This window comes from Pseudomonas sp. BF-RE-22 (assembly GCF_019956155.1).
In the GTDB taxonomy this organism is placed as follows: Bacteria; Pseudomonadota; Gammaproteobacteria; order Pseudomonadales; family Pseudomonadaceae; genus Aquipseudomonas; species Aquipseudomonas migulae.
Map to the genome: position 1 here is coordinate 83,379 of NZ_JAHBDD010000005.1, position 23,599 is coordinate 106,977.

The following is a 23,599-nucleotide window of genomic DNA, read 5'->3' on the forward strand; positions in this document are numbered from 1 at the left end:
TGACCTTAGATCATCTCTTCGCCGCCCTTCCCGCCGAGAACGATTTCTCCGGCTTCGGCCATACGGCGAGCAATGGTGAGGATTTCTTTCTGTGCGGTTTCCACGTCGCTGACACGCACCGGGCCTTTGGCCTCGAGGTCGTCGCGCAACAGTTCGGCCGCCCGTTTGGACATGTTCTTGAAGATCTTTTCCTTGACGCCTTCGTCCGAGCCTTTGAGGGCCAGTACCAGTACATCGGAGGAGACTTCGCGCAGCAACGCCTGAATCCCGCGGTCGTCGACATCGGACAGGTTGTTGAACACGAACATGAGGTCTTCGATCTGACCGGACAGGTCTTCGTCGACTTCGCGGATCGAGTCCATCAGCTGACCTTCGATCGAGCTGTCGAGGAAGTTCATGATGTCGGCCGCACGCTTGATGCCACCCAGGGTGGTGCGCGAGGCATTCGAGTTGCCGGAGAACTGCTTCTCGAGAATCTGGTTGAGTTCTTTCAGGGCGGCTGGCTGCACGGTGTTCAGCGAGGAAACCCGCAGAATGATGTCCAGTCGCACCTTGTGGTCAAAGTTGCCCAGCACTTCGCCGGCCTGGTCCGGGTCGAGATATGCCACGACGATCGCCTGGATCTGCGGGTGCTCGTAACGGATCACGTCGGCGACGGCGCGCGGTTCCATCCACTTCAGGCTGTCGAGGCCACTGGTGTTGCCTCCCAGCAGGATCCGGTCGATCAGGCCGTTGGCCTTGTCCTCGCCCAGCGCCTGAGTCAGCATTTTGCGCACGTAGTCGTCGGAGCCGACGCCCAGGCTGGTCTGATCGCCGACAATGTCGACGAACTCGCTCATCACCTGCTCGACCTGCTCGCGGTGCACGTTACCCATCTGCGCCATGGCCACACCCACACGCTGGACCTCTTTGGGCCCCATGTGGCGCAGCACCTGGGCGGCATCGGTAGAACCCAGGGACAGCAGCAGGATTGCGGCTTTATCGACCCGGGACAGTTTGGCGACGGCGGCTCGGTTATCACTCATCTGCGTTAATCCACTCTTTCACGACCTGGGCCACGCGACCCGGATCTTCTGCCACCAGACTCTTGATTGCGTTCAACTGTGCGTCATAGCCTTCGCTTGGGCTTGGCAGCAGGATGCTGGTCGGGCCGCCGAGGCTGACGCGGTCGTTGGCCAGTTCGCCGTCCAGGCCGCCCATGCCACCGAGTTCCACGTCGCCGCCAAAACCGGCCAGCTGTTTGCCTTTGCCGCCGTTGGTGATGTTGTTGAGCACCGGACGCAGCACACCGAACACCAGTATCAGGATGAACAAGACACCCAGCACTTGTTTGACGATGTCCCAGAACCACGGCTGGGAGTAGAACGGAATATCGGCAATCACTTCACCGCGCTCGGCGGAGAACGGCATGTTGATCACGCTGACGCTGTCACCACGGCTGGCGTCGAAACCGACGGCGTCCTGTACCAGACGGGTGAAGCGCGCCAATTCGTCGGCGCTCCACGGTGCACGGGTGGTTTCGCCGTTGGCTGCGTTGATCTTGACCTGATCGTCCACCACTACCGACACCGACAGGCGGTTCAAACGCCCTTGCTGTTGTTTGGTGTGGCTAATGGAACGGTCGAGTTCGAAGTTCTTGGTGGATTGTTGACGCTTGTCCGCCGGGTACGGTGCCAGCATCGGCTGACCGGTGGCCGGGTCCATGATTTGCTGACCGTTGGCATCCAGCAGTGGCTGGCCTGGCTGCACCATGCCGGCCGACGCGGTAGCGCCACCGGTGGTTTGCGGCGCCGAGGCTGGCGATGGCGGCTGGTTGCTCAGGGCACCCGGTACGCCTTGCGGGCCATTGCTGGCGGTGCGTTGTTCATTGACCGACTGCTCGCTGCGCAACGCCGGTTGATCCGGGTTGAACTGCTCGGAGGTCGACTCGACAGCACTGAAATCCACGTCCGCCGAGACTTCGGCTTTATAGCGGTCGTTGCCCAGCACCGGTTGCAGGATGTTGTGCACACGCTGAGTGAGCATGCTTTCCATGCGACGGCTGTAATCGAATTGCTTGCCGGCCATGGTCAGTTCGGAGTTCTCCGCCTGATCCGAGAGCAGGTTGCCCTTCTGGTCGACGACGGTGATCTGCGACTTGCTGAGTTCTGGAACGCTGGTCGCGACCAGGTTGATGATCGCCACCACCTGACCCGGCTCCAGCGAGCGACCGGAATACAGCTCTACCAACACCGAAGCGCTCGGCTTGCGTTCGTCACGTACGAACACCGAGCTTTTCGGAATCGCCAGGTGCACGCGGGCACCCTTGACGTTGTTCAGGCTGGAGATGGTCCGAGCCAGTTCACCTTCGAGGCCGCGACGATAACGGGTCGCTTCCATGAACTGGCTGGTGCCGAGCCCCTGGTCCTTGTCGAGGATCTCGAAACCGATGTTGCCATCGCTGGGAGTGACACCAGCGCCCGCGAGCTTCAGGCGCGCACGGGACAGGTCATCGGCCTTGACCAGCAAGGCACCGGAGTTCGGTTCAACGGTATAGGGAATGTCAGCGGCAGCCAGGGTATCCATGACTTGCTTGGCGTCCATACCGGCAAGGCTGCCGTACAGAGGCCGGTAGTCCGGCTGTTGGGACCACAACACCACGGCGAAGCCAATCGCCACGCTCGCAGCCAGGCCGACCAACAGGCCCACCTGACGCAACATGGTCATCTCGGAGAGGTTTTCCAGGAAGGACAAGCCGAACAGCGGCGGTTTGCCGTCTATCGGTGTGGCCTTGGCCGGAACATTATCGGCGACTGCTTCTGCCATGACTCAATCTCGTCCTTAAACCGGCATCTGCATGATGTCTTGGTATGCCTGAACCAGCTTGTTACGCACTTGGGTCAACGCCTGAAAAGACACGCTGGCCTTCTGCGAGGAAATCATCACGTCCGTCAGGTCGACACCACTCTTGCCGATCTCGAAGGCACTGGCCAACTGACTGGAAGCCTGCTGGGTGTCGCTCACTTTATTGACGGCCTGACCGAGCATGTCGGAAAAGCTGCTGCCGCTCAATTCAGGGACGGCGGCAGTCGATTTCGGCGCAGACATGGCATCCATTTGCATGGAACGCATGTCCAGCATCAACCGATTGAATTCAATACCTTGGCTCATGGTCTACTCTCATTGACGACCCGCAATTTTTTGACACTCACTCGGCGGGTAGTGAGGTGTTAGCAACAAGGGTGCCATCTCCGTGGCCGCCCAGAACAAAAGCCCTTTATCAGCTCACAAACTTCTGCAGGAGCGAGCCTGCTCGCGATGGTCGTGAACGATAACGCGTCGCTCCTGACTCCACCGCGAGCAGGCTCGCTCCCACAAAGTAAAATCAGGTGGCGAACAGGTACGCTTCCACATCCATTCCGGCATCACGCATTTGCGCCAGTTTGTAGCGCAGGGTGCGAGGGCTGATGCCCAGACGCTCTGCCGCTTCCTTGCGACGCCCCCGCTCAGAGCGCAAGGTATCGATGATCATCTGGAATTCGCGGCGACGCAGGTCGTCACCCAGCGCACCGGCAGACTCGGACTCGACTTCCACGCCCCGCACTGGCACGGCGGCCAATGCCGGCAACGGCGCACAGGCAACCGGCCCGGCCAGGCAGAAATCCTGCGGCTGGATCACACCGCCCTGCTGCAGGATCAATGCACGCTGAATCGCGTTATCCAGCTCCCGCACATTGCCCGGCCACGGATAGCCGATCAGGCACGCCTGCGCCTCGGGCGACAGTCGCGCCGCCGCATGCTTCATTTTATTGACGTGCTTGGTCAGCAGTCGCTCGGCCAGCGGCAGGATGTCGGCGGTGCGTTCTCGCAACGGACGCCAGGCCAACGGAAATACGGACAGGCGATAGTAAAGGTCTTCGCGGAAACGCCCTGCCGCCACTTCACCGGCAAGGTCACGGTTGGTGGTGGCGACGACCCGAATATCCAGCGTGATCGGTTTGCGCGCGCCGACCCGCTCGACTTCGCGCTCCTGCAACACACGCAGCAACTTGGCTTGAAGCCCCAGGGGCATTTCGGAAATTTCGTCGAGCAGAATGGTTCCGCCGTCGGCCTGCTCGAACTTGCCGGCCTGCGCCGCGATGGCGCCAGTGAACGAACCCTTTTCGTGACCGAACAGCGTTGCCTCGAGCATGTTGTCGGGAATCGCCGCGCAATTGATCGCAATGAACGGCTGGCTGGCGCGATGAGAATGCTGATGGATGTAACGCGCCAGCACTTCTTTACCGGTCCCGGACTCACCGGAGATCAACACCGTCGAATCACTGCGCGCCACCCGTGCGGCCAATTCCAGCAACTGCGCACTGGCCGGTTCGAACGCTACAGGCCCCTCGCTGTCGGCAGCGCCGAGACTGCCCAGCGCATGCCGCGCAACCAGGTCCAGCAAAGCCTTGGGCTCGAACGGCTTGACCAGATAATCCGCCGCGCCCTGACGCATCGCATCGACCGCGCGCTCTACGGCGCCGTGCGCCGTCATCAGCAGCACCGGCAACTGCGGCTGGCGAGCGCGCAGCAATCCGAGCAGTTGATGGCCGTCCATGCCCGGCATGTTGACGTCACTGAGCACCAGGTTGAACGCCTCGGCTTCGACGGCATCCAGCGCTTCTTCGGCCGACCCCACGGCTGTGTAGTCATGCCCTGCGAGCAACAACGTATCGGTCAGTGCTTCGCGTAATGCGCGGTCATCCTCGACCAGTAAAACCTTGATCCCCATGTCGTTCACTCCACTCCCTGAGCACTGCGCTTCTCATCAGAAAACAGCGGCAGAATCACCTGCGCGCAGGTGCCGCGACCCAACCGCGAGTGCAGCTGCAATTCTCCCTGATGAGCACGAGCCACGGCCTTGACCACGGTCAGGCCAAGGCCGGTCCCGGTGGTTTTAGTGGTAAAAAATGGCTCGCCCAAACGCGCCAGCACTTTCGCATCGATGCCGCTGCCGCTGTCACTGACGCAGACACGCAGGTTGTTGTCACGGGTGTAGAGATGGACTTTCAAGCGAACGTCGCCGGCACTGGCCTGGATCGCGTTCTCGATCAGATTGAGAATCGCCCCGACCAGCGTGTCGCGATTGCACAGCAACTCACCCGCATGACTGTCGCACTGCCAGCGAACCGGCAAATCCTGCACATGGGTCAGCGCCGCTGCCTGCAAGGATTGCATCAGCATTTTCGGCGTGACGCGATCAGTCAGCGGCAGCTCGCCACGGGCGAACACCAGCATGTCGCGCACTTGATGTTCCAGCTCATGCAAACGCTCTTTGAGCCGTCCGGCAAAACGTTGCTGCGTGGCAACCGGCAGCTCTTGCTCGGTCAAATGACTGGCGTAAAGCAATGCGGCGGACAGCGGCGTACGAATCTGGTGAGCCAGCGACGCGACCATTCGACCAAGGGAAGACAGGCGTTCGTGGCGAGCCAGTTGATCTTGCAGATGACGGGTTTCGGTCAGGTCGTTGAGCAATACCAACTGGCCAGGCTCGGCATCCAGCGAGCGGGTGGCGATCGACAGACGCCGACCGTCCTTGAGCGAGATTTCGTGGCCGTCGTCTTCGCGCGGCGCGAAGCATCGGGCAATGACATGACGCCACAGCTCGCCTTCGAGAGGCAGGCCGAGCAACTCACAAGCAGCGGGGTTGGCTTCACGCACGATGCCCTGGGCGTCGATGACGATAACGCCGCCGGGCAATAGATCGAGGAGGTTTTGCAGGCGGTTGGCCAGGCGTTCTTTTTCCGCCAGTTCCTGCATGCGCTGAGCGCTGACCACCGCCAGCTCACCCTTGAGCTCGGTGACCCGGGCTTCGAGCATGCTGTAGGAGTCGGTCAACTGGCTGGACATCTGGTTGAACAACGCGAAAGCCTGCTCAAGGCCAAGCCGGCTTGCCTGCTCTACGGACGACGTTTGTCCCGAAGCATCAGGGACAGGAGACATCTGGGCGGCTTGGGGCATCGGGCTCTCTCGCTTGGCTGACCGTCAGTTAAACGGAACGTTGCGAGGGATGTAGCAATACCCGTGCCTAAAAAAAACCGCCTACAAATGAACGACTTGAAAAACAGGCGTCAATCATCCGCCTGTTCATCACCATCGCGACGGCTCATGCCGTACTTGCGCATCTTCTCTACCAGCGTGGTACGACGGATCCGCAACCGCTCGGCAGCGCGCGCCACGATGCCATTGGCATCATCCAGCGCCTGCTGGATCAGGCCCTGTTCCAGACCACCGAGGTAGTCTTTCAGGTCCAGGCCTTCCGGCGGCAGCATGGCGTTGGCGGTGAAGTCCGGAGTGTGACCGTTGATGGCCACGCGCTCTTCAAGATCGCTGCGCAGGCTATCGACCAGTTGCTCGTCTTCGTCATCGACGTAGCGGAACTTCTTCGGCAACTCGACCACACCGATCACCCCGTACGGGTGCATGATCGCCATGCGCTCCACCAGGTTAGCCAGTTCGCGAACGTTGCCCGGCCAGCCGTGACGGCACAGCGACATGATCGCTGCGGAGTTGAAACGGATCGAACCGCGCTTCTCGTGCTCCATGCGCGAGATCAACTCGTTCATCAGCAGCGGAATGTCTTCGACACGTTCGCGCAGCGGTGCCATCTCGATCGGGAACACGTTCAGGCGGTAGTACAAGTCTTCGCGGAAAGTGCCGATCTCGATCATGCTTTCGAGATTCTTGTGAGTCGCCGCGATGATGCGCACATCGACGCTTTGGGTCTTGTTGCTGCCCACGCGTTCGAAAGTGCGTTCCTGCAGCACGCGCAACAGCTTGACCTGCATCGGCAGCGGCATGTCGCCGATTTCGTCGAGGAACAGCGTACCGCCGTTGGCCAGCTCAAAGCGCCCGGCGCGACTGGTGATCGCCCCGGTGAACGCGCCTTTCTCATGACCGAACAATTCGCTTTCCAGCAACTCGGCCGGGATCGCCCCGCAGTTGACGGGAACGAACGGCGCGTCACGACGCTTGGAATGGTAGTGCAGGTTGCGCGCGACCACTTCCTTGCCAGTCCCCGACTCGCCGAGGATCAGCACGCTGGCGTCGGTGTCGGCTACTTGCTGCATCATCTGACGGACGTGTTGAATCGCCCGGCTGGTGCCGACAAGACTGCGGAAAAGGTTGGGCTCGCGATGACGACCGCGCTCGCGGGCCTGGTCGTACATCTCGCGATAGACCTGGGCACGGTGCAGCGAATCGAGCAGTTTGCTGTAGCTGGGTGGCATTTCGAGGGTCGAAAGCACTCGGCGACGCTGGTCTTCTGGCAAGTCAACGGAAGAATTATCGCCCATTAACAAAACCGGAAGGAACTCATCCCAGGTAGAGAGTGTCTTTAACAAGCCCGGAAGTGCACCAGGAGCATTGACCGTCCCGATGAGGACACAGATCACTTCACGACTTGATGACAAAGAGCCGACAGCCTGCTGCCAGTCATGGCTACCGCAGGGTAAATTTTCTTCGCCAAGAAAATTTAAAATCACCGCCAGGTCGCGGCGGCGGACGCTATCGTCATCAATCAGCAGAATTTTGGTTTCACGCCACATGCAATAGCAACTTCCCTAGTCAACTCAATGCCCGAAATGATGGGGCAAGCTAGACGCTTGCAGACACGTTATGCCTGTAGACGCCTGAAATCTGGAACCAGCCACTAGTTAAGTCAAAAAACCGTGCACAGTCAAATTTATGGCGCACTATGTTTGGATTAACTGAGGATTAATTAACCAAACAGATGGTAAACCTTTGCAGCGTTCTGTGCTTGATGGATCTGCGACATCTCATCAACTATTGCTTGTCGCTCCCCTGTCGCCGCCTCCAGAAGCTGCTTGTACACCCCCAGCAACTCCTCAAGATTGTCGCGCAAGGCGGCCTCGTCTACCGAAGCTTCACTCAAGACGTCTTCCATGCAGGAACGACAAGCCAGATCCAACTCACCGATGGCTTCCCAATTGCGCTCGGCCAAGGCACCGACGAGGGCATCACGAGTGTGTTCGATACGCTGCAATACAAGACTCATGGTGATCTCCTTAAAACTGCGGACCCGGCGCGGCGATAGCATCCCAGCCTTCTTTGACTGTGCGAAGCAAATCGGCGACTTCGTCGAGAATCTTTGGATCGGTTTTGACGTTGGCTTCTGCCAGGCGCTTCATCATGTAGGTGTACAGCTTGTCCAGCTCACCCACAGACTCAATCGAATTTTCCAGGTCCAGGCCTTCACGCAAGCCACCGACGATCGCGATCGCCTTGCCGATGAAAATGCCTTTGTTGGGAATATCCTTGCGCTCCATGGCACCCTTGGCCTGAGCGATGCGATCCAGCCCACCTTCCATGAGCATTTGCACCAGGCGATGGGGGCTGGCTTCGGAAGTCTGGGCCTGAGCACCAATCTTCTGGTACTGCCGAAGGGCTAACATCGGGTTCATGCTGTACCTCATCAAAACTTTGTGATTCGTATAGCCAGTGTATCGACACCGCGTCAAAAATCTTTAGATCGAAACAAAAAAAGCCCGACAAGCGGAATTCGCTGCCGGGCTTTTGGCGCCTACGCGCTATCAGCCTTTTTTCTGTGCGTTCATCGCCTCAAACATCGAGGTAATGTTGCTCGCCGTTGCCTTGAGCTTGCCGACAAGAGTGTCCATGTCGTTGTACTTCTTGGTCAGCACGGTTGTCAGAGTCGCGACCCGACGATCCAGTGCCTCCTGCTGGCTGGCCAGGTTGGTTTTAACCTTCGCCAGGCTGGCCGAACGCGCATCGAGGATGCCTTCGTTGCCAGTAACGGTATAAGGCGTAATCGCCGAATTCATTCGCTCCAGCAGCCCCTTGGCCGCATCGCCGGTCGCCGCTGGATCACCCAGAAACAGCTTCTGAATTTCACCACCCAGTTTCTGCGTATCCATCGCCGCAGAGAACTTGGTGCTGTCAAAATCGAGCGCACCGGTTTTCTGGTTAGTGGTAATACCCAACTGCGAAAGCACGGTCAGTTTGTCGCCAGCACCGGTACTTGCCAACGGCTCACGGATCGACGCCAGAACACTGCGACCCAGCGAGTCACCGGTCAAAGCCGCGGGAATGGTTGGCTTGCCATCTTTATCCAGGGAAGGCTTGCTCAGCGTACTGACGGTGCTGACCACCTGGTTGAAAGCGTCGACAAAAGCCTGGATCGATTTTTTCAAACCGTCACTGTTCGGCCCGACCGTCACAGTGGAAGTACCCGTCGTCACCAGATTCAGTGTCAGGCCGGAAATGGCGCCATCCACGGTGTTGGATTTGCTGGAGATAGCCAGCCCGTCAACCGTGAAGCTGGCATTCGCAGCGAGTTCGCCGATGGCACCCGCCGAATTCTCATCAGGCGTGGCACCCATTTTCTGGCCCGCGGTAATTTCCAGGCCAGGAATACCACTGAGCGTGATATCGGAATTCAAACCGGTCGCGGTAGAGCCCAGGACCAGACGCGAACCGAAGGAGTCAGTGACAATGTTGGCACTGAAGCCATTGGCGCCTTGCTGGGTGTTGATCGCATCCCGCACCGTCTGCAATGTAGCACCAGGAGGAATGGTGACCGGTCGGGCAATGCCATTTTGAGTGATATTGAGCGTACCGTCCTGAATGGCACTGGTAGGGCCAAGGGGAAACGCAGCGGTCGCCACCTTGGATGAAGTCGCAAGGGAGTTGACCTTGATGACATACGTGCCGTTGACCGCCGAGTTGCTGGCGACAGAGGTCAGCACTTTGGGATCGGAACTCGTGGCGTTGTAACCCAGGAACTGAGGGGTCTTGGTATCACCAAGGTTTTTGATCGCGGCCTGGAAATTCGCCAACACACTCTTGAGGGTCCCGACACCGGAAATCTGCGATGTATTGGTGTTCGTCTGCCGGTTGATCTGGGTTTGCTTGGCCGATTTATCAGCATCAACCAAAGCTTTGACGATAGCCGTGGTGTCAAGGCCGGAGCCTAACCCCAGACCCGGTAGAATTGGACTTGCCATGTGGGACTCCCTTCAGTGTGTCGCCGGCCTTTTGACCATTACAACGCCCAAAAGAACATAGCAACAAAATTCGTGCCAGCTGTCAGACTTTAGCGCTGAACAACAGGCTGCTTGCATCATTCAAACTATTGGCCAGTTTGAGCACTTCTTCGTTGGGGATCTGGCGAACCACTTCACCCGACTCACTGGCGATCACTTTAACGATAACCTTGCCTGAAGGTTCATCGATCGAGAACTCCAGATTGCGCTTGATCGATTGAACGAACTTTTCGATTTCCTGAACGGCCATCTTCAGTTTGTCCTGCTCGCTTTGCGCGTCTTTTGATTCATCCTTGACCGTTGCCACGGTGGCAGCATCGGCTCGAGGCTTTTCCACCGATTGTTCAGCAACAGTCGTCGCCGGCTTCGCGGCAGGATAAGACAAGTTCAGCTTCACGCTCATATCCATGTCCATCACCTCTTAAATTGAAAAAGCGAGAGAGCGCGCGTGCGCACTCCCCCGCCAAAACTTACCCAGCTATTACTGAAGCAGTTTCAGTACAGCGGATGGCAGTTGGTTGGCCTGGGCCAGAACCGAAGTGGAAGCTTGTTGCAGGGTGTTTTGCTTGGTCAGCTGTGCAGTTTCAGCAGCGAAGTCGGTATCTTGTACGCGGCTCAGTGCAGCACTGGCGTTTTCGTTGATGTTCTGCAGGTTGGAGATCGTGGTGGAGAAACGGTTCTGAGCAGCACCGAGGTCAGCACGAGTGGAGTTGATTTTGTCCAGGGCAATGTTGATGGCCGAGATCGCGGACAATACAGAGTTGTGGTTACCCGAGTTGGAAGTACCGGAGATGGTAGTACCGGTCATGCCCAGGGCGCTGGCGTCGAAGCTGGTCGACAGGGTCAGAGTGATCTGGTTGTCGGAAGTAGTGTTCGAACCTACCTGGAATTCCATCGCGCCAGCAGTACCGTCGATCAGCGCTTTGCCGTTCAGGTTGGTGGACTGAGCAATACGGGTCAGTTCTGCAACCGACTGTTGGTATTCTTTGTCCAGAGCGGTACGGTCAGCAGTGCCGTTGGAGTCGTTTCGCGATTGCAGTGCAATTTCACGCATACGTTGCAGAATGTTGGTCGACTCTTGCAGAGCGCCTTCAGCGGTCTGAGCGATCGAAACACCGTCGTTGGCGTTTTTGATAGCCATGGTCTGACCACGGATCTGCGAGGTCATACGGTTAGCGATTTGCAGGCCGGCGGCGTCGTCTTTGGCGCTGTTGATTTTCAGGCCGGAAGACAGGCGAGTCATCGAAGTCGAAAGCGCGTCGGAAGCACGGTTCAGGTTCTTCTGAACGTTCAGCGACGTAGTGTTGGTGTTTACTGTCAAAGCCATGACGAATTCCTCGTTGGTTGGGTACTGCGGCTTCCGGCCCTGGCAACCGCCGGGTATGGCCTAGAGAACCTTCGTAATAGTTATCGTCGCGAATGCAGGTTGCTTTAGGCCATTTTGAAAAAAATTTGCCATCACACTGCCACCCCCCATAAAACAAGGGCTTGGCGGCAAGCCAATCCAAAAAAGTGACGTCAGGGAAATGCCGGTAACGGGACAGCGAGGACTCGCCTGTACCGGCACATTGTCAAAAGCCTTGACCGGCCGCGGCCGCTTCCAGCATTTGGGGCAACTCATAATCAAGATAATCGGCCAGCGCCAACCAATCCTGCGCCTCCTGACAGGCCTGCATGTGGGTGAGCAACGCCGTCCAGCGGGATTGGACCTCGACAGTCTCGTGCCCCATTGCGGATTGCACATCACTGCATATCTGGACCATGTGCAGCGCCGCTTCGACATCTCGCCCCAGACGGAACAAAACAGAACACTGACGCGCCTCGGCAATCAGGGAGGATTCAGTCATCGCGTGAGCTCCGGGTGAAACGTCGTGCCGACGATCATCGCCCCTGCCCGACTGCTGTTATAGAAAGCCATCTGAGGATGCCCGGCGATGTACCGTTCCAGCTCGCACAAGTAACTGCGGAAATTGAGCTGCGTCTTGACTCGCTGACCGTGGCCATCGAGCACCCAGTGCCGGGCAGCGCCCACCTGCGGCCCAAGATCACCGTCATTCCAGCCGGCGTGGGTCTTGTTGTTCGGAAAAGCAAAATCGGCGCCGAACAGCGTGATCTGGCTGGCCCCCATGTGTACCGCCAGGTCCACCGCCGGGTGAATCACACTGCCACCGACAAACAGTTGGGCCTTGGGCAACTGCTCGCGCATGTCCCTATAGACAGGGCTGGCGGAATAGGCCACGTAACGCTTGCCCTGCCAGCCCCCCAAGACCTCCGGATCAACCATGGGCATGTAGACCAGCGTGATTTCGCGCGTGGCATCGGGCGGCAAATGTCGCGTCGAGATGCGCTGATCAATCGTGACCACCACATCCGGCTTGATCCCATGCTCGATAAGCGGTCGGTAGGCGGTATCGACGCAAATGAACAACGGCCGCTGCGCCTGTTCGCGTACCGCGCGCAGCGTGTCGAAGTGCTGTTCCAGGCTGGGTCCGGTGGCAATGACAAATACTTCCCTGCCGGAACAGGTGGCAAACAGCTCGGCAGCATCGGCATCGGCGCGAACACGCTCGACACTCGCCTGCAAACGCTCGGCAATCTCCGGATTGTCGGCATTGAACTCGCGATTGTTGAAGGTCAAATGGGTTTCGCTGATCAGCCGGTCGCGGATCTTGGCGTTGTAGTCGTCCGCCAGCACCAGCTCCGAAGGCAGCGCGAAGTACGGCAACTGGATTTCCGCCAGATCGCCGGCGTACAGCAGCACCACTCGTGAATCGGCGAGCCACGACTGTTGATCGAGCAGTTGCAGCACCAGGGAAAACACCGCGCCGTTCAGAATGTGCACGTACAACCGTTCAAGCCCGGTTCGCTCCAGCAATTGCAGCTGCAAATCCCCCAGCCCGGTGCCATAGACATGCACCACCGGACTGTCGACAGACAGGCTGCCGGCCTGAAGCAACGCTTCGCGAGTGCGGTCATGGCGACTGGTCAACTGAATGCCATTGATGCTCAATGTCGAGCCCTGGCCATCCACCAGATCAGCGCGCAACTCGGCGCTGTTCTCCACCGACAGTCGATGCCAGACCTTGGGCCAACGCCGCTGAATCAACTCGCCGTTGCGCTCAAACAACTCGCTCATGGAGCCTCGCTTTTCATTCGGGCAAAAAAAAAATAGCGCTCAAGGTTACACCTTGAACGCTATTTTTATGCCTGGCTTTTGAAGGATCAAGGGCGATAGATAATCGCCGAGCCCCATGACAAACCAACGCCGAAACCGCTCAACGCCACACGTTTCCAGGTGGAGTCCAGTACGTGTTTCTCCAGCAGCAACGGGATACTCGACGAAACGGTGTTGCCGGTCTCGACCATGTCCTTGATGAACTTCTCCGGCTCGCCTTCGAAGCGTCGCGCTACGGCGTCGACAATCGCGGCACTGCCCTGGTGAATGCAGAACGCATCGATATCGTCAGCGGTGAGCTGCGAATCGGTCAGCAGTTCGTGCAAGTGCGCCGGGACTTTCAGCAGCGCGAAGTTGAACACCTGACGGCCGTTCATGAAGAACACCCCGTCGGTCACCTTCAGGTGCGGCGCACCGGAACCATCGGTGCCGAACTTGGCCTTGCCCAGTTGCCATGGCGCGTTTTCGCCCATCCAGGTCGCAGTGGCGGCATCGCCAAACAGCATGGTGGTGTTGCGGTCTTCCGGGTCGACGATCTTCGAGTACGGATCTGCGGTGATCAGCAGGCCATTCTTCAAGCCTGCGGCTTCCATGAAGCCCTTGATGGCGTAGATGCCGTAGACGTAGCCCGAGCAGCCCAGGGAAATATCGAACGCGGCGACGGTGGTCGGCAGGCCCAGTTTGTCCTGAACGATGGCGGCGGTGTGCGGCAGGCCTTCTTCGTCGCCGTTCTGCGTGACGACGATCAGTACGTCGATGTCTTCACGTTTCAAGTCCGGATTGTTGGCGAACAGCGCATTGGCTGCTTCGACACACAGGTCCGAGGTTTCCTGACCAGCGTCTTTGCGCGGCAGGAAGGCCGAACCGATCTTGCCCAGGATGAATTCTTCATCCTTTTCGAATTTTGCACCTTGTGCGTAATTGTCCACGCCGGCTACAGGAACGTAGCTCGCAATGCTTTTTATGCCAATCATTACGGCTTCCCAATAATAAACAGCCCAATACCACCGCTCGTAATGATTCGAGGGGCGCCGACAAACGGAGAAAAACGCCGCCTCATTGAGGCGACAGCGGGAAGAATAAAAGGCTATCACTGGGCCAAAAACAGGCCAGGCGCCACCTTCCCGATTAATACAATACAGTGAAGATGCGCGTTATGACTCGCAGGTCACGCTATTTTGCCGAATCAGCACCATAAGGGGTTATTCGACCAACGACCAGTCCAGGGGCGTTCCGCGCGGGATGGCCTGACGGGCACGGCGGCCCAGAAGAGTTTCTGCGTGTTTTGGAGCCAACCCCAGCCCCGGACGAATGGCTCGCAGATTAGCGACAGTAAAGGGCTCGCCGGCAACCATGTCCTGAGTCACGTAGAGCGAGCGGCGGTACATCAGAGACTTGCGCTCGGCGTCCGTCACACCGTAATGCACATGCCCCATGGCCTGCCACGCGCGCTCGGTTTCTATCACCAGGCTGGCGAGCTCCGCCGGCTCCAGCGAAAAACTGGCGTCCACGCCACCGGCGCTACGGTCGAGGGTGAAGTGCTTTTCCACCACCGTCGCCCCGAGAGCCACCGCGGCCACAGACACACCGACGCCCATCGAGTGGTCAGACAGCCCGACTTCACAGCCAAACAATTCGCGCAAATGAGGAATCGTCCGCACGTTGCTGTTGGCGGGCGTCGCCGGGTAGGTGCTGGTGCACTTGAGCAACACCAGATCCTTGCAACCGGCTTCGCGGGCGGCACGTACGGTTTCGTCGAGTTCAGCGATGCTGGCCATGCCGGTGGAAATAATCAATGGCTTGCCGGTCGCAGCGACCCGACGAATCAACGGCAGGTCCGTATTCTCGAAACTGGCGATCTTGTAGGCCGGCACGTCGAGACTTTCGAGGAAGTCCACTGCGGTGTCATCAAACGGCGTGGAGAACGCGAGCATCCCCAGCGCCTTGGCGCGGGCGAAAATCGGCGCGTGCCATTCCCACGGCGTATGCGCTTTTTCGTAGAGCGCGTACAGGGAAGATCCGACCCAAAGACTGTTCGGGTCCTTGATGAAGAACTCGCCCTCGGACAGGTCCAGGGTCATGGTGTCGGCTGTGTAGGTTTGCAGCTTCAAGGCGTGCGCACCCGCCTTGGCTGCGGCATCGACGATTTGCAGGGCCATGTCCAGTGACTGGTTATGGTTGCCACTCATCTCGGCGATGATGAACGGCGGCGCATCGGCCCCGATCAAGCGGTCGCCAATTTTGAAGCTAGTCATTGCAGTGGTCCTTTAATACGCGCGTGAACGCGCAAGCATTCTGAGTGAAACCGGCTTCGCGAAAAACCTTCAGCGACGGCTGGTTATCTGGCACGACTTGAGCGGTGATAGTCCGCAGTTGCGGCCAATGGGTGGTCACGAAGGCCTCGCCCCGAGCCAGCAGCGCCCTGCCCCAGCCCAGGCCGATGCGATCTTCAAACAGATAAATCGAGACTTCAGCTTCAAATTCGCACAAGTCATAACGCAACACGCCCACCGGGCCGTCATCCGCCTCGGCGATCAACAGCAGACGCTGTGCATTGTTCAAACTGGCGGCCAGCCAGTTTTGATGCGACGACCATTCGATCACCCCGGTCTCCCGCGACCAGCGCCGTACCGCTTCGGCATTACGCCCGTCGAACAGAAGCTGTGCATCGTCGGTGGTCGCGGGGCGGATCAGCAACACCGCGCCGGCCAGGGCGGCCGCCACCCGCTGTGCGCCCCGACCATCCACCAACTGGCGCGAATGCTCGGCCAGACTCTGGCGTATCCCAGGATTGCCCGCGACAAAACCGATGGCCTGACGCAATTGTTCGACGCTCACCTGCTCACGGGCGCCCAGGTACACATGGGCGCCCGAGGCCGCCATGACCTCGCCGTTGGCCTGCTGATTATTCGAGACCGCAATGCAAATCGTCGGCAACCCCAGGGCCGCCCGCTCCCAACTGGTTCCCCCACCGGCGCCGACGAACAGGTCGGCCTCGATCATCAGGCGGTAGAAGTCGCTGACAAAACTGTGCAAGCGCCAGTTGGGATGACTCGCCGCCATGGCCATCATCTTGTCCCATGCCGGGTTATCGGCACCGGCCACGAAATCAACTTCCAGCGCATGGAAATCGGCCATCGCCAACATCGCGTGATAAGTCTGCATCGCCGCATCGAAACCGCCGAAATTGACCAGCACCCGTTTTACCTGGGGCTTGATCGCAATTGCCGGGCAGCAGAACTCATCGCGCAGCATCGCGAATCGCGGGCCGAACAACGTCTGGCAACCAGGCTCAAGCAGCGAACCATAAGCCTCTGGTGTACCCGACAGGTTCTGGTTGAGCAGCAGGTCGACCGCGTACTGGCGAGTGGCGAGGTCGTCCACCACCGCGATCCGTGGCGCCCAGCGCCGGGCCGCCGTCTGCCAGTAATGGTCGAGCCCATAGTGGTCGACGATGATCCAGTCGAATGCAGGATGGCTTTCCAACGCGTGCGCCAGCGCGTCGATGTCCGCCTGCCACGGCAGCATGGATTCGATGGCTTGTTGCGGGTCCTCGTCGGGATAACGATCGGGCAGCGCGAAGGTTTCGAAGCCTTCGTCTGCCAGCATGTCCAGCCGATGCCCCGGCAGTTGGCGGCATGCAAAAGCAACATGCGAGCCCTGCTTGCGCAAAACCCTGGCCAACGGCAACAAACGGGCGATGTGCCCGCTGCCAATGGTGCGCGACGCGTCGGAGCGAATCAGCACTCTCATTGCAACTCACCACCGGCCTTCAGCGCAGCGTACAAGTATTCGGCGCGCGTCCAGTCTTCGAGGGTGTCGATGTCCTGCACCAGATGCCGCGGCAGGATCACCGGCAGGCTCACCGGGGAAAACAACACGTCGCCGCGCAACCAGGCCTCGCTGCGTCCCCAGTAGAACTGGCCGGCGTCCTGAAAGGCTGCGGCCAGATCCTGCGACCGCGTATTGCGGAATTCCGGGTACAACGATGTCAGCGCGCCCTGCTCGTCGAGGGTCAAGGCGCGCTGCACGGGAAAGCCGAAATCGGTCACGGAAAACGCGAAGGATTTTTCCGGATGCTGCTCCAGCAGTTCAAGTCCCTGGCGCAGAAACCTTTCCTGCAACAGCGGTGCGGTTGCGTAGATGCAGCAGGCATAGTCGAACGCTGGTAATTGATTCAAGGCATGAACGATCACCGCGGCGGTGCCGGTGAAATCGTCGGCCAACGACGCCGGGCGCAAGAACGGCACCTGAGCCCCATGAGCCCGCGCGACCTCGGCGATTTCTTCATCGTCGGTGCTGACGATCACCTGGTCGAACAGTTGCGACTCCAGCGCCGTGCGAATCGAACGAACGATCATCGGTACGCCGTCGAACGGCTTGAGGTTCTTGCGCGGGATTCGCTTGCTGCCGCCGCGGGCCGGAATGATCGCAACGCTGCTCACAACACTACTCCTCAAGAACCAGGCGCCGCAGTTGCGCCACCACATAGTCCTGCTGCTCATCGCTCAGCAAAGGAAACATCGGCAGGCTGATGGCTTCGGCGTAATAACGTTCGGCCTGCGGGAAGTCGCCTTCGGCAAACCCCAGGTCGCGATAATACGGCTGCAAATGCACCGGTATGTAGTGCAGGTTCACACCGACCCCGGCCGCTCGCAAGCCTTCGAACACCTGGCGATGACTGAGGTTGATCCGGTCGGTGTGCAGCCGCACCACGTACAGATGCCACGCCGATTCGGCCTCCGGCTGCGCGCCGGGCAAGGTCAGCGGCAAGTACGCCAGCGACTGCTCATAACGCGCCGCCAGTTCACGGCGGCGCGCGATGAAGCCATCGAGCTTGTCCAGCTGCGACAGACCGAGTGCCGCCTGCAGATCGGTGATCCGGTAATTGAAGCCCAGCTCCACCTGCTGGTAGTACCAGGGGCCGTGACTGGCTTCGGTCATCTGTTGCGGATCGCGGGTCATGCCGTGGCTGCGCAGACGCTGCAAGCGCTCGGCCAGTTCAGGGCGGTTGGTCAACACCATGCCCCCTTCGGCGCTGGTGATGATTTTCACCGGGTGAAAACTGAACACCGTCATCGCCGCAAATTCGCCGCAGCCCACCGGACGTCCGGCATAGGAAGCACCGACCGCGTGGGACGCGTCCTCAATCACCGTAAAACCGTAACGTTCGGCCAGCCCGGCGATCATGCGCATGTCGCAGCTCTGCCCGGAAAACGCTACGGCCACCAGCACCTTCGGCAGCGTGCCAGCGCGCTCGGCGGCCTCAAGCTTCGATGCCAGTGCGTAAGCGTCGAGATTCCACGTCAGTGGATCGATGTCGACAAAATCCACCTCGGCGCCGCAATAGCGACCACAGTTGGCCGAAGCCAGAAACGTATTCGGCGTAGTCCATAGCCGATCGCCCGGGCCGAGTCCGGCCGCGAGGCAGGCAATGTGCAACGCCGCCGTGGCATTGCACACCGCCACGGCGAAATCAGCCTGGCAACGTTGCGCCAATGCCTGTTCGAAGCGTTCGATGGTCGGCCCTTGAGTGAGCCAGTCCGACTGCAGCACGGCGACCACCGCATCGATATCTGCCTGATCGAGGCTCTGCCGACCGTAGGGAATCATGCCGGCAGTTTCGCGTGCAGATCAGCAATCTGGCCAACCGACAGGTAGTGCGGATTGGTGTCGGAGCGGTACTCGAAGTCTTCACTGACAGGCCTGCCCTGCTCGCCCAGTTTGTCGACAGCAAAATCCACATCGACGCTGGTGAACCGAATCGAAGGTTGAATGGTGTAGTGATCGGCAAACTCCAGGGTCATCCGCGCGTCGTCCAGCGGCACCATCAACTCATGGAGTTTTTCTCCCGGACGAATGCCGACGTTCTTGTGCGGCAAATGTTCAGCCATGCCCAGTGCCAGATCGACGATACGAATCGACGGGATCTTCGGCACAAACACTTCACCACCGTGCATGCGGGCGAAGCTGTCGAGCACAAACTGCACACCGTGATCGAGGGTGATCCAGAAACGCGTCATGCGTTCATCGGTGATCGGCAGCTCCGTGGCGCCCTCGGCGATCAGCTTGCTGAAAAACGGCACCACCGAGCCACGCGAACCGGCAACGTTGCCGTAACGGACCACCGAAAAACGGGTGTTCTGGTCGCCGGCGATATTGTTCGCGGCGACGAACAACTTGTCCGACAGCAGCTTGGTCGCGCCGTACAGGTTGATCGGGCTGGCAGCCTTGTCGGTGGACAGCGCGACGACTTTTTTCACACCGTTGTCGATAGCCGCGGCAATGATATTTTCCGCGCCGTTGACGTTGGTGCGGATGCATTCGGTCGGGTTGTACTCCGCCGCCGGCACTTGTTTCAGTGCCGCGGCATGCACCACGTAATCGATGCCGCGCATGGCCTGGCGCAGACGATCAGCATCGCGCACATCACCGAGGAAGTAACGCATGCACGGCGCGTTGAACGTCTGCTGCATCTCGTACTGTTTGAGCTCATCGCGCGAGAACACCACCACCCGCTTCGGCTGATATTGCTCCAGCAGCCGGCGGATGAAATTGCGCCCGAACGAGCCGGTGCCGCCAGAGATGAAAATCGATTTACCGTTGAACATGCCTTGAGTCCTTGTACCTGTCAGTCAGGCTTATGCGAGCAACTGCGCCCAGTTCACCGGGGCCGGTTCACTCAGGGCAAAGCCCGTGCCGGTCAAGGCCAGGTTGTTGTTGTAAGCCTCGTCGTGCGCGAAACGCGCCTGCCACTTGTCGCGCAGGGCCGCCACTGCCTGGGGAGCGTCCGGCAAGGTGCCCGGGTGGGTAACTTGCACTTGCGGCGTCCACACCGTGAGCAACCCGGCGTCGGCGACTTTCAGGCACAGATCGACATCGGCGTACACGTCATCGAAATGCTCCCGATCCAGACCACCGAGCGCGTCGAATACTTCCTTGCGAATCATCAGGCATGCACCGCTGACAGCCGCGTAATTCTGCTCGACGAGCAGTCTGCGCATGTAGCCCGACGCGTCCTTCTTCTCACCGATGAAGGGCGAAACAATCCCGCCGTTGAGCCCCAGAATCAACCCGGCACCGGTCACGCTGCCTTCGCGGTCCACCAGCTTGGCACCGACCACGCCGACTTCGGGACGCTGGGCCTGATTGAGTAGCGCCTCGATCCAGTTGGCGTTGACCACTTCGGCGTCCGCCGCCAGCAGCACCAGGTATTCGCCTTGAGCCTCGCCGGCTGCGAGGTTGATCAGGGCCGACGTGCTGAGACGCTGTTCTGCCTTGACCAGACGAATCCGGCCCCGTCCGTTTCGTTCCAGGCTGTCCAGCCAGGTGTGAAGTTCGGCGGACTGGCTGTGGTTATCGGCAATGATAACTTCGTTGTTTTGATAGCGCGTGCGCTGCAAGACACTGACCAGGCAGCGCTGCAAGTGCTCCAGGTTGTCCTGGCTGTGGATGATGACCGATACCTTCGGACGCCCCGCATGGCGGTATTCGATACGCAAACCAGCCGATGCTTCGGCACTGACCTGGGCTTGATAACCGCGGGTCACCAGATGACGGACCAGCGTCTGACGCTCGTGTTCGTTGGCTGTCGGCTCAGGAGCGGCGGTGATCAGCAACGGCTCGGCCAAATGGGCAAGGCCGGCCAGGCCACCGGTTTCGATCAGGCGCAGCAGCAGGTCGAACTCGAGCGCCGAGGCGAACTCGCGGGCAAAACCACCGACTTCCACCAGCGCTTCGCGGCGAATCAGCCAGTGCCGCGCGATGAGTGACGGCAGGCTCTGCAACAGGTCGAGGTTGAAGGCTGGCCGGAACACATCGACCAGCGTGCCATTCTCCTGGCGATGAATTTCGTCCATCGCCACCGCACGGCAACCCTCGGCGTCTTGCAACTCGAGGCTGGCACGCAGGAAGCCGGCAGTGGTGAACTCGTCACCCGCCTCGGCCAGCAGCAACCAGTCCGAAGTCGACTGACGAGCGATCTGGTTCAGCTTGTCGACGTAATTGGCCGCCGTGACCTTGACGAAATGCAGGGTGTTTTGTGCCGTGGTGACTGCCGGCAAGTCGCCCGTGGTGAAGATCACCACCTTGAACGCCCGGAACGCACTTTCCATGAGGCTGTCCAGAGTGACCTGAAGCTTGTCCATGTCTGCGTCCAGATCGAGCAGCAGAATGCCGAACTGAGGGCCCCCTTCGTTGGCCGCCAGGTGCTGGTTGATTTTGCGCACCGCGGTGTCGTTCGGTTGCCGGGCCTGCAGCCAGTTTTGCAAACGTCCCGACGGCATTGTGTCGAGCAACTGACGGCTGTCGAAGGTTGGCACGCTGTCCAGACGCTCAACCCAGTCGGTCAGTATCCGGGCATCAGCGGCTTCATCCATATCCAACAGCTGCTGCGCCAGTTTCTGCATCACCCGACGGTTGAACGCTCCCAGGCCAACGGCTTCAATCAGACGGGTCTGGATGGTCGCCGGAGTGTCATTGGAATAGGTGCGCTGCAACGCTTCCTGCTTGAGCAACACGCCTTCCATTTCTTCGAGTTGCAGGCGTCCCGCCGGCATCGAATGAAGCAGGAATTCGCACTGCGTCAGTTGGTCGAAGAAGGCACTGTTATAAAACGGCATTTCAACGTATTGCTGAGGGCCGAAGACCCGCTTCGGCCCTATCGTCGGATCCGTCCAGTAAGACTCGAAAATCGGCTCGATGGTCAGCGCGTTGCGTTTCGTCAGGCTCTCGGCGAGGGCGGCAAAACTTTGCAGCGCGACCTGCGCGGTCTGGTGTTCATCCAGACCTTTGATGCCGGTCGGCAGCGATGCCAGGAAGCCGGCAAAACGCTCACGGTCGGCGACAGACCGGGCGTCCTTGAGGGCCAGGGTCGTCATGATCTCGGTGTTGTGATCCGAGCGGCCATAGTTGACCTCACGCACCACGTAAGGAATTGGAAGAATCCGTGCCTTGGCCCGGGCGAGCATGTAGTAGACATGCCCGATCTCCTGCCACTGGAAGATCGTTCCTTCAGGCATCGCGGCATACCAGTCACGCAGCAGCGAAGTCCGATGGACCGCATAGAACGGCGGAATGTACTGGCTCACGTAATCGAGTACACGATCCTGACCGAGCTCGGCGTTGTAGTCCTCGTTTACTTTCTTGTCACGAAGGTAGTACTGCACATAGTTGGAGTGGGTCAGGTACATCAGGCAATAGCCATGGCACAGACCGTAGTCGGGGTTGGCTTCGAGGAAGTTCACCGACTCGGTGAGGCCACCGTGCATCAGGAAATCATCGTCGGAGGCGAAGACCATGTAAGGCGTGGTGACCTGCTCGACGCCGTACACCAGTTTGGCCTGGATTCCCCAGTAGCCGAATTGCGGCAAATGCCGATAGTCGATGGTGTCCGCAACCGTCGCCGCGCCCTCCAGTGCGATGGCCGACGAATCGAGAACCAGGATCTTGCAAGGCAACGTGCTGTAGTACTGCAATGCCCTGCGCAGGAACGTCGGGCGATTGTGTGTAATCAGCACCAGAGTGAACAGTTCACTCAAGGGCCGCATGTTTTCAGAACCGTAAATGCCTTGCATATCCTTCCCCACCACAGACCGATTGCCTGATTAACGCTTGAATAGAGGTGTCGCTTAACGTACTCGGCGCAGGTAGCCATCCGGCGCGACAGTGATCAGCAGCTTGCTGTGAATGGCCTGGTCGATCTCGAAATCACGGTTCTCTTCCAGGTAGGCCCAGACCGCGGTTTTCGGGTTGTCACCCTTGCCCCATGGACGGTCCGGGAACGCATCTTCCGGCATGTCTTCGACCACGGTGTCCATGACCACGCAATAGCTGCCCACCGAGACCATCGGTGCATACAGGCGCAGCTCTTCGAGCACGTGTTCGTGGGTGTGATTGGAGTCCAGAACCACCAGCACTTTCTTGCCCTGGATGCGCTCGCGCACCTGGTCGACGATGGCGGTGTCGATGCTCGAACCCTGGATCATCTGGATGCGTTTGCTCATCGGGTGAGCTTCGATCGCTTCGCGGTTGTGCTGGCGGATATCGATATCGACACCCAGCACTTCGCCATGGCCCATCAGTTCCAGGATCGAGGCGTAAAACACCAGCGAACCGCCGTGGGCGATGCCGGTTTCAACGATCACATCCGGACGCAGGTTCCAGATGATTTCCTGCATGGCGACCATGTCCTGCGGGAACTGAATGATCGGCCGGCCCATCCAGCTGAAGTTGTAGGTGTACTTGTGTTTGGCCGTGGTGCCGACCCAGCCCAGCGACTCGGCTTGCAGTGCCTTGTCCTTCTTCAGGCCTTCGATGTTGTCTTTTACTTCTTCGCGAAACTGCTCATGGGGATTCATTGAAACGCTCCAAAAAAAATAGG

The 23,599-nt window shown here is 59.3% G+C and carries 21 protein-coding genes; all 21 read right to left on the reverse strand.

The genetic code is table 11. From position 1 onward, the window contains the following. Positions 1 to 5 precede the first annotated feature (5 nt). The 21 genes from fliG to KGA82_RS03900 all read right to left on the reverse strand — a co-directional run bounded on the left by fliG (position 6) and on the right by KGA82_RS03900 (position 23,576). Positions 6 to 1,025, reverse strand: a complete 1,020-nt coding sequence (gene fliG / locus KGA82_RS03800) for a flagellar motor switch protein FliG (RefSeq protein WP_003184041.1) — start codon at positions 1,023 to 1,025, stop codon at positions 6 to 8. After that, the gene (gene fliF, locus KGA82_RS03805; protein WP_008044586.1) at positions 1,018 to 2,805 is read right to left on the reverse strand and encodes a flagellar basal-body MS-ring/collar protein FliF; all 1,788 of its coding nucleotides are present in this window, start codon (positions 2,803 to 2,805) and stop codon (positions 1,018 to 1,020) included. Before fliF ends, fliG begins: the two co-directional genes overlap by 8 nt. 15 nt (positions 2,806 to 2,820) lie before the next feature. Next, positions 2,821 to 3,150, reverse strand: a complete 330-nt coding sequence (gene fliE, locus KGA82_RS03810; RefSeq protein WP_008044594.1) for a flagellar hook-basal body complex protein FliE — start codon at positions 3,148 to 3,150, stop codon at positions 2,821 to 2,823. A gap of 214 nt (positions 3,151 to 3,364) precedes the next feature. Then, complete coding sequence (locus tag KGA82_RS03815; RefSeq protein WP_008044596.1) at positions 3,365 to 4,750, reverse strand: sigma-54-dependent transcriptional regulator; 1,386 nt, start codon at positions 4,748 to 4,750, stop codon at positions 3,365 to 3,367. 5 nt (positions 4,751 to 4,755) lie between these two features. Beyond that, on the reverse strand, positions 4,756 to 5,979 hold the full coding sequence (locus tag KGA82_RS03820) for a sensor histidine kinase (RefSeq protein WP_411737485.1): 1,224 nt from the start codon (positions 5,977 to 5,979) through the stop codon (positions 4,756 to 4,758). A 110-nt stretch (positions 5,980 to 6,089) separates the two neighbouring features. After that, complete coding sequence (locus KGA82_RS03825) at positions 6,090 to 7,565, reverse strand: sigma-54 dependent transcriptional regulator (RefSeq protein ID WP_008044600.1); 1,476 nt, start codon at positions 7,563 to 7,565, stop codon at positions 6,090 to 6,092. A 173-nt stretch (positions 7,566 to 7,738) separates the two neighbouring features. Next, the gene (locus tag KGA82_RS03830) at positions 7,739 to 8,035 is read right to left on the reverse strand and encodes a hypothetical protein (RefSeq protein WP_008044601.1); all 297 of its coding nucleotides are present in this window, start codon (positions 8,033 to 8,035) and stop codon (positions 7,739 to 7,741) included. 10 nt (positions 8,036 to 8,045) lie between these two features. After that, entirely contained in the window at positions 8,046 to 8,441 is a 396-nt protein-coding gene (gene fliS, locus KGA82_RS03835) for a flagellar export chaperone FliS (RefSeq protein ID WP_008044602.1), read from the reverse strand. 129 nt (positions 8,442 to 8,570) lie between these two features. Continuing rightward, on the reverse strand, positions 8,571 to 10,004 hold the full coding sequence (fliD, locus tag KGA82_RS03840) for a flagellar filament capping protein FliD (protein ID WP_223449642.1): 1,434 nt from the start codon (positions 10,002 to 10,004) through the stop codon (positions 8,571 to 8,573). Positions 10,005 to 10,086: 82 nt separating this feature from the next. Then, entirely contained in the window at positions 10,087 to 10,452 is a 366-nt protein-coding gene (locus KGA82_RS03845; RefSeq protein ID WP_008044605.1) for a flagellar protein FlaG, read from the reverse strand. Positions 10,453 to 10,524: 72 nt separating this feature from the next. After that, a complete protein-coding gene (locus KGA82_RS03850) occupies positions 10,525 to 11,370 on the reverse strand; it encodes a flagellin domain-containing protein (protein WP_008044606.1) in 846 nt (281 codons plus the stop codon). 244 nt (positions 11,371 to 11,614) lie between these two features. Then, positions 11,615 to 11,890 carry a hypothetical protein gene (locus tag KGA82_RS03855; protein WP_223449643.1) on the reverse strand — a complete coding sequence of 92 codons (276 nt, stop codon included), beginning with the start codon at positions 11,888 to 11,890 and terminating at the stop codon, positions 11,615 to 11,617. Next, positions 11,887 to 13,179 (reverse strand): motility associated factor glycosyltransferase family protein, encoded by a 1,293-nt coding sequence (locus tag KGA82_RS03860; RefSeq protein WP_223449644.1) that lies wholly within the window; start codon positions 13,177 to 13,179, stop codon positions 11,887 to 11,889. The genes KGA82_RS03855 and KGA82_RS03860 overlap by 4 nt, the downstream gene beginning before the upstream one ends. Positions 13,180 to 13,265: 86 nt before the next feature. After that, positions 13,266 to 14,192, reverse strand: coding sequence for a ketoacyl-ACP synthase III (locus KGA82_RS03865; protein WP_008035244.1), 927 nt, complete (start codon positions 14,190 to 14,192; stop codon positions 13,266 to 13,268). A gap of 228 nt (positions 14,193 to 14,420) precedes the next feature. Beyond that, positions 14,421 to 15,473, reverse strand: a complete 1,053-nt coding sequence (gene pseI / locus KGA82_RS03870; RefSeq protein ID WP_223449645.1) for a pseudaminic acid synthase — start codon at positions 15,471 to 15,473, stop codon at positions 14,421 to 14,423. Then, positions 15,466 to 16,971, reverse strand: a complete 1,506-nt coding sequence (gene pseG, locus KGA82_RS03875) for a UDP-2,4-diacetamido-2,4,6-trideoxy-beta-L-altropyranose hydrolase (protein ID WP_223449646.1) — start codon at positions 16,969 to 16,971, stop codon at positions 15,466 to 15,468. Before pseG ends, pseI begins: the two co-directional genes overlap by 8 nt. Beyond that, positions 16,968 to 17,663 (reverse strand): pseudaminic acid cytidylyltransferase, encoded by a 696-nt coding sequence (pseF, locus tag KGA82_RS03880; RefSeq protein ID WP_223449647.1) that lies wholly within the window; start codon positions 17,661 to 17,663, stop codon positions 16,968 to 16,970. The genes pseG and pseF overlap by 4 nt, the downstream gene beginning before the upstream one ends. Positions 17,664 to 17,667: 4 nt before the next feature. Further along, positions 17,668 to 18,831: a UDP-4-amino-4,6-dideoxy-N-acetyl-beta-L-altrosamine transaminase gene (gene pseC / locus KGA82_RS03885; protein ID WP_223449648.1), complete on the reverse strand. Its 1,164-nt coding sequence runs from the start codon at positions 18,829 to 18,831 to the stop codon at positions 17,668 to 17,670. After that, entirely contained in the window at positions 18,828 to 19,829 is a 1,002-nt protein-coding gene (gene pseB, locus KGA82_RS03890; RefSeq protein WP_008044619.1) for a UDP-N-acetylglucosamine 4,6-dehydratase (inverting), read from the reverse strand. The genes pseC and pseB overlap by 4 nt, the downstream gene beginning before the upstream one ends. A gap of 30 nt (positions 19,830 to 19,859) precedes the next feature. Continuing rightward, a complete protein-coding gene (locus KGA82_RS03895) occupies positions 19,860 to 22,793 on the reverse strand; it encodes a glycosyltransferase family 2 protein (protein ID WP_223449649.1) in 2,934 nt (977 codons plus the stop codon). Positions 22,794 to 22,847: 54 nt separating this feature from the next. After that, positions 22,848 to 23,576: a cephalosporin hydroxylase family protein gene (locus KGA82_RS03900; RefSeq protein ID WP_192226020.1), complete on the reverse strand. Its 729-nt coding sequence runs from the start codon at positions 23,574 to 23,576 to the stop codon at positions 22,848 to 22,850. Between the last annotated feature and the right edge of the window lie 23 nt (positions 23,577 to 23,599).

Coding starts and splice junctions, on each gene's coding strand:
- KGA82_RS03860 (WP_223449644.1), bottom strand. CDS start 13,179: ATGAGCGAGTTGTTTGAGCGCAACGGCGAGTTGATTCAGCGGCGTTGG.
- KGA82_RS03830 (WP_008044601.1), bottom strand. CDS start 8,035: ATGAGTCTTGTATTGCAGCGTATCGAACACACTCGTGATGCCCTCGTC.
- KGA82_RS03850 (WP_008044606.1), bottom strand. CDS start 11,370: ATGGCTTTGACAGTAAACACCAACACTACGTCGCTGAACGTTCAGAAG.
- KGA82_RS03855 (WP_223449643.1), bottom strand. CDS start 11,890: ATGACTGAATCCTCCCTGATTGCCGAGGCGCGTCAGTGTTCTGTTTTG.
- fliG (WP_003184041.1), bottom strand. CDS start 1,025: ATGAGTGATAACCGAGCCGCCGTCGCCAAACTGTCCCGGGTCGATAAA.
- fliF (WP_008044586.1), bottom strand. CDS start 2,805: ATGGCAGAAGCAGTCGCCGATAATGTTCCGGCCAAGGCCACACCGATA.
- pseG (WP_223449646.1), bottom strand. CDS start 16,971: ATGAGAGTGCTGATTCGCTCCGACGCGTCGCGCACCATTGGCAGCGGG.
- KGA82_RS03845 (WP_008044605.1), bottom strand. CDS start 10,452: ATGGATATGAGCGTGAAGCTGAACTTGTCTTATCCTGCCGCGAAGCCG.
- fliD (WP_223449642.1), bottom strand. CDS start 10,004: ATGGCAAGTCCAATTCTACCGGGTCTGGGGTTAGGCTCCGGCCTTGAC.
- KGA82_RS03815 (WP_008044596.1), bottom strand. CDS start 4,750: ATGGGGATCAAGGTTTTACTGGTCGAGGATGACCGCGCATTACGCGAA.
- KGA82_RS03900 (WP_192226020.1), bottom strand. CDS start 23,576: ATGAATCCCCATGAGCAGTTTCGCGAAGAAGTAAAAGACAACATCGAA.
- fliE (WP_008044594.1), bottom strand. CDS start 3,150: ATGAGCCAAGGTATTGAATTCAATCGGTTGATGCTGGACATGCGTTCC.
- pseI (WP_223449645.1), bottom strand. CDS start 15,473: ATGACTAGCTTCAAAATTGGCGACCGCTTGATCGGGGCCGATGCGCCG.
- pseC (WP_223449648.1), bottom strand. CDS start 18,831: ATGATTCCCTACGGTCGGCAGAGCCTCGATCAGGCAGATATCGATGCG.
- KGA82_RS03820 (WP_411737485.1), bottom strand. CDS start 5,979: ATGCCCCAAGCCGCCCAGATGTCTCCTGTCCCTGATGCTTCGGGACAA.
- KGA82_RS03865 (WP_008035244.1), bottom strand. CDS start 14,192: ATGATTGGCATAAAAAGCATTGCGAGCTACGTTCCTGTAGCCGGCGTG.
- KGA82_RS03825 (WP_008044600.1), bottom strand. CDS start 7,565: ATGTGGCGTGAAACCAAAATTCTGCTGATTGATGACGATAGCGTCCGC.
- fliS (WP_008044602.1), bottom strand. CDS start 8,441: ATGAACCCGATGTTAGCCCTTCGGCAGTACCAGAAGATTGGTGCTCAG.
- pseB (WP_008044619.1), bottom strand. CDS start 19,829: ATGTTCAACGGTAAATCGATTTTCATCTCTGGCGGCACCGGCTCGTTC.
- KGA82_RS03895 (WP_223449649.1), bottom strand. CDS start 22,793: ATGCAAGGCATTTACGGTTCTGAAAACATGCGGCCCTTGAGTGAACTG.